Here is a 5014-nt window from a genome sequence, read left to right on the forward strand (position 1 = left end):
CGCGCAGCGCCGCCGTTGCCATCGGCGCCGCCACCGCCATCGACCTGCACGCGCAGCGCGTCATGCTTGACGAAGCGGCGCACCCTCGCTTCCCACAGCACTTCGTCGCCACCGAGGCGCAGGCACCGCATCAGCCGCGCGAAGCGCTGCCGGTGCGTCATCTGCCAGAGCGAAGCGGTCTTGATCTTCCAGCCGGCGTCCGAGCGGCACAGGCGGAATCGATGCCCCTGGACTTCGATCAGTTCGCCGCGCACGAGCGCCGCGTTGATCGCCGGCCCGAGATGCGGCGATTCGACTGCCGCGCTGAAGGCGGTGCAGTCGCGATACGACAGGGTGTGATACGTACGCATCGTCTCGACCTCTTGATGTCTTGATGTCCCGACGTCCGGGATGACCGGGATGTCCGGGCTGTCCGGGATGTCCCAGGTGCCCCGGTGTCCCGATATGCCGATGTCTGGATGGAATGAAGAACGCCCTCCTCCGGGCAGGCGCCAAGGTAACCGCGTATGGCGACGCCATTTGCGTAACATGCCGCCACCTTTTGGAATTTGAGACGCGAAAGGCCCGCCGACGACGACAATGCAGCGCGGCCATGACCGGTATGCAGCGTGTCACGCTTGCTTGGCCGGCACTCGGAGCGCGCCCTACAATCGAGCGCGACGGCCATCGCCGGCCCGCCGGCCGGACCGGTGGACCTGCCTTCTCCCAACCTTCCGTTCTCCCTCTATGGCAACGCTATTTCTCGTGCGCCACGGCCAGGCCTCCTTCGGCGCGGCCAACTACGACTGCCTGTCGGCGCAGGGCCGGCAGCAATCGCGCTGGCTGGGCGAGTATTTCGTCGAGCGCGGCGTGCGCTTCCGCCGCGTGATCGCCGGCTCGCTGGTGCGCCAGCAGGACACCGCCAGCGAGATCCTGGCCGCCATGGGCGAGGCCGGTGCCGGACTGACGATCGAGACGCATCCGGGCTTCAACGAGTACGACGGCGAGGCGCTGTACTGCGCCCACACCGGCGGCGCCGATCATCGCGCGCATCAGAACGGCGACTACGCGGACTACTGGCGTACCTTCCGCGCGGCCTTCGCCGCCTGGACCGCCGGCACGCTGACCGGCATGCCCGAGAGCTGGGACGAGTTTGGCCAGCGCATCGCGGCGGGGCTGGCGCACGGCGCCGAGGGCTCGGCGCGCGAGGACGCGATCCTGGTGGTCAGCTCGGGCGGCGCGATCGGCCGTGCGGTGGCCGACATGCTGCACGCGCCCGCGCAGACCGCGATCGAGCTGAACCTGCAGTTCCGCAACACCGCCTTCTGCGAAATCATCTGCGGCCGCAATACGCAGCGGCTGCTCAGTTTCAACAACGTGCCGCATCTGGAGCGCGCGGACCGGCGCGGCGCGATCACGTTCGCCTGAGCAGCACGGCTGCCGGCATCGCCGGCGTCCGTCGGCGGTCACCCTCGTTCTTCCCGGCATTTGATCGGCAACCTCGGAGCCCCCATGCAACCATCCCAGTTTGAAACGCTGCGCTACGCCGTCGCCGACGGCATCGCCACCATCACGCTGCACCGGCCGGAACAGATGAATACGTTCAACGCGCAGATGATGCAGGAGCTGATCGCGGCCTTCGATGCCACTGACGCCGACGATGCGGTGCGGGCGGTGGTGGTGACGGGCGCGGGACGCGCGTTCTGCGCCGGCGCCGATCTGTCCTCGGGCGGCTCGACCTTCGATTTCGAGAAGCGCTACGGCGCGCCGGCCGACGCGCCGCACCGCGACGGCGGCGGCCGTGTCGCGCTGCGGATCTTCCGCAGCCTGAAGCCGGTGATCGGGGCGATCAACGGCGCCGCGGTAGGCATCGGCGTGACGATGCAGCTGCCGATGGATATCCGGCTGGCCTCGACCACGGCCAAGTTCGGCTTCGTGTTCTCCCGCCGCGGCATCACGCCGGAGGCCGCGTCGTCGTGGTTCCTGTCGCGCGTGGTCGGCATCTCGACCGCGCTGGAGTGGTGCTACACCGGCCGCGTGTTCCCGGCCCAGGAGGCGCTGGAGCGCGGCCTGGTGCGCTCGCTGCATGCGCCCGACGAGCTGCTGCCGGCGGCCTACGCGCTGGCGCGCGAGATCGCCGACAACGCTGCGCCGGTGTCGGTCGCGATCTCGCGGCAGATGATCTGGCGGATGGCGGGCGCCGCGCATCCGATGGAGGCGCACAAGCTGGACAGCCGCGCGATCCAGTCGCGCGGGCGCTCGCCGGACGCGAAGGAAGGCGTCGAGGCCTTCCTGCAGAAGCGCCCGGCCGCGTTCCCGCAGACCGTGTCGCGCGACATGCCCGACTTCTTCGACTGGCAGGGCGAGCCGCCTTTCGTTTGAGCGACTTTTGTTTGAGCGACGTTCGATGGGGCGCCGTTCGTTTCAACGCCGTCCGTTTTAGCGCCGGGGACGCCCCGGGTCGGAGCGCCCTGCCTTCGAAGCCTACTGCCGGCGCGCGTTGACCACCGCGTCGGCGACGTTGGCCGGCGCCTCGGCGTAGTGTTTGAACTCCATCGTGTAGGTCGCGCGGCCCTGGGTCAGCGAACGCAGCGAGGTCGAGTAGCCGAACATCTCGGCCAGCGGCACCTCGGCGCGCACCAGCTTGCCGCCGCCGCCCGCGATCTCGTCCATGCCGTGCACGATGCCGCGGCGCGACGACAGATCGCCCATCACGTTGCCGGTAAACTCCTCCGGGGTCTCGACCTCGACTGCCATCATCGGCTCGAGCAGCACCGGACGCGCGCGCCGCATGCCGTCCTTGAAGGCCATCGAGCCGGCCATCCGGTAGGCGTTCTCGTTCGAATCGACCTCGTGGTACGAGCCGAACACCAGCGTGACCTTGACGTCCACCACCGGGAAGCCAGCCAGCACGCCGGCATTGAGCGTCTCCTGGATGCCCTTGTCCACCGCGGGGATGAACTCGCGCGGGATCACGCCGCCCTTGATCGCGTCGACGAACTCGTAGCCCTTGCCCTGCGGCTGCGGCTCCAGGTCGATCACCACATGGCCGTACTGGCCGCGGCCGCCCGACTGCTTGACGAACTTGCCCTCGACGCCCTTGATCGCCTGGCGGATGGTCTCGCGATAGGCGACCTGCGGCTTGCCGACGGTCGCTTCCACGCCGAACTCGCGCTTCATGCGGTCGACCAGGATTTCGAGGTGCAGTTCGCCCATGCCGGAGATGATGGTCTGGCCGGACTCCTCGTCGGTCTTGACGCGGAACGACGGGTCTTCCTGCGCGAGGCGGTTCAGCGCCACGCCCATCTTCTCCTGGTCGGCCTTGGTCTTGGGCTCCACCGCCTGCGAGATCACCGGATCGGGGAAGGTCATCCGCTCCAGGATGATCACGTTGGCCGGGTCGCACAGCGTGTCGCCGGTGGTTGCCTCCTTCAGGCCCACCGCCGCGGCGATATCGCCGGCGCGCACCTCCTTGATCTCGTTGCGCGTGTTGGCATGCATCTGCAGGATGCGGCCCAGGCGTTCGCGCTTGCCCTTGACGGGGTTGTAGACGGTGTCGCCCGAGTTCACCACGCCGGAATACACGCGGAAGAAGATCAGCTGGCCGACGAACGGGTCCGTCATGATCTTGAAGGCCAGCGCGGAGAACGGCTCGTCGTCGCTCGGATGGCGCTCGGCATCGCGATCGTCCTCGGTATGGCCGCGGATCGCGGGCACGTCGGCGGGCGACGGCAGATAGTCGACCACCGCGTCGAGCATCGCCTGCACGCCCTTGTTCTTGAACGCGCTGCCGCACAGCATCGGCACGATCTCGTTGGCGATCGTGCGCTGGCGCAGGCCGGCCTTGATCTCGTCCTCGCTCAGCGCCTCGCCGCCGAGGTATTTCTCCAGCAGCGACTCGTTGGCCTCGGCCGCGGCCTCGACCATGCGCTCGCGCCACAGCTGCGCGGTGTCGACCAGCTCGGCCGGGATCTCCCGGTATTCGAAGCGCACGCCCTGGCTGGCCTCGTCCCAGACGATGGCCTGCATGCGCACCAGGTCGACCACGCCCTGGAAGTGGTCCTCGGCGCCGATCGGAATCTGCACCGGCACGGCCACGCCCTTCAGGCGCTCGGCGATCTGCTCGCGCACGCGGAAGAAGTCCGCGCCGACGCGGTCCATCTTGTTGACGAAGGCCAGCCGCGGCACGCCGTACTTGTTGGCCTGGCGCCAGACCGTCTCCGATTGCGGCTGCACGCCGCCTACCGCGTCGTAGACCATCACCGCGCCGTCGAGCACGCGCATCGAGCGCTCGACCTCGATGGTGAAGTCGACGTGCCCGGGGGTGTCGATGATGTTGATCCGGTGCTCGGGATACTTGCCGGCCATGCCCTTCCAGAACACGGTGGTGGCGGCCGACGTGATGGTGATGCCGCGCTCCTGCTCCTGCTCCATCCAGTCCATGGTGGCGGCGCCTTCGTGCACCTCGCCCAGCTTGTGGCTGACACCCGTGTAGAACAGGATGCGTTCGGTCGTGGTCGTCTTGCCGGCGTCGATATGCGCACTGATGCCGATGTTGCGATAGCGCTCGATGGGAGTTTTGCGGGCCACGACAATCTCCTGAGTTAGGGGCCTGAGTAGAACCTGAGTAGAACCTGAATAAAGGGGTCGGAGAAAAGAGGGGAGTTAGAGTAGCACTATCGGCGAAGTTGCGTGCGGCGCGGGATTGGCGGCTCCGCGGCGTCGGACGGACACCGGTCGTCCGGCCCTTGGGCATCGGTTACAGTGCGCCCATGGCGGCCCGCCCACCGGGCCGAGGACCGGTTTCGACGAGGCTCCCGCGACGATGAACCTGCGATGTCATCTGCCATGGCTGGCGCTGATCTGGCTCTGCGCGATCGGTACCGTGCCCCACGCCGGTGCGGCCACGCCCTTGGGCAAGCCCGCGGCCCATCCCCCGTCCGCTACGTCGGCACCCGCCTCCGAGGCCGCCGCCAGCGTGCCGCTGGCGCAATCGCTGGACCAGGTCATCGAGACGCTGCAGAACGACCAGCAG

General features: G+C 68.2%; 5 protein-coding genes. 3 read left to right on the forward strand and 2 right to left on the reverse strand.

Going from position 1 to position 5014, the window contains the following annotated elements; genetic code table 11:
- The coding region (locus AC6EI8_RS24005; RefSeq protein WP_498383068.1) for a hypothetical protein at positions 1–350 on the reverse strand (350 nt) is incomplete at its 3' end.
- A gap of 376 nt (positions 351–726) precedes the next feature.
- Between AC6EI8_RS24005 and AC6EI8_RS24010 the strand changes: the two genes are divergently transcribed.
- Complete coding sequence (locus AC6EI8_RS24010; protein WP_498383069.1) at positions 727–1407, forward strand: histidine phosphatase family protein; 681 nt, start codon at positions 727–729, stop codon at positions 1405–1407.
- Positions 1408–1491: 84 nt separating this feature from the next.
- Entirely contained in the window at positions 1492–2361 is an 870-nt protein-coding gene (locus tag AC6EI8_RS24015; RefSeq protein ID WP_149318654.1) for a crotonase/enoyl-CoA hydratase family protein, read from the forward strand.
- Between the two features lie 102 nt (positions 2362–2463).
- Here the strand turns inward: AC6EI8_RS24015 and fusA are convergent, their stop codons facing one another.
- Positions 2464–4569, reverse strand: a complete 2106-nt coding sequence (gene fusA / locus AC6EI8_RS24020; protein ID WP_149318653.1) for an elongation factor G — start codon at positions 4567–4569, stop codon at positions 2464–2466.
- A 235-nt stretch (positions 4570–4804) separates the two neighbouring features.
- Here fusA and AC6EI8_RS24025 point away from each other — a divergent pair.
- Positions 4805–5014: hypothetical protein (locus AC6EI8_RS24025; protein WP_498383070.1), on the forward strand; the 210-nt coding region annotated here is incomplete at its 3' end.

The organism is Cupriavidus sp. R6-3, assembly GCF_059772245.1.

What these genes read in the sequence shown, in the direction of transcription:
- AC6EI8_RS24015 (WP_149318654.1), top strand. Translation starts at nt 1,492, where the DNA reads ATGCAACCATCCCAGTTTGAAACGCTGCGCTACGCCGTCGCCGACGGC.
- AC6EI8_RS24010 (WP_498383069.1), top strand. Translation starts at nt 727, where the DNA reads ATGGCAACGCTATTTCTCGTGCGCCACGGCCAGGCCTCCTTCGGCGCG.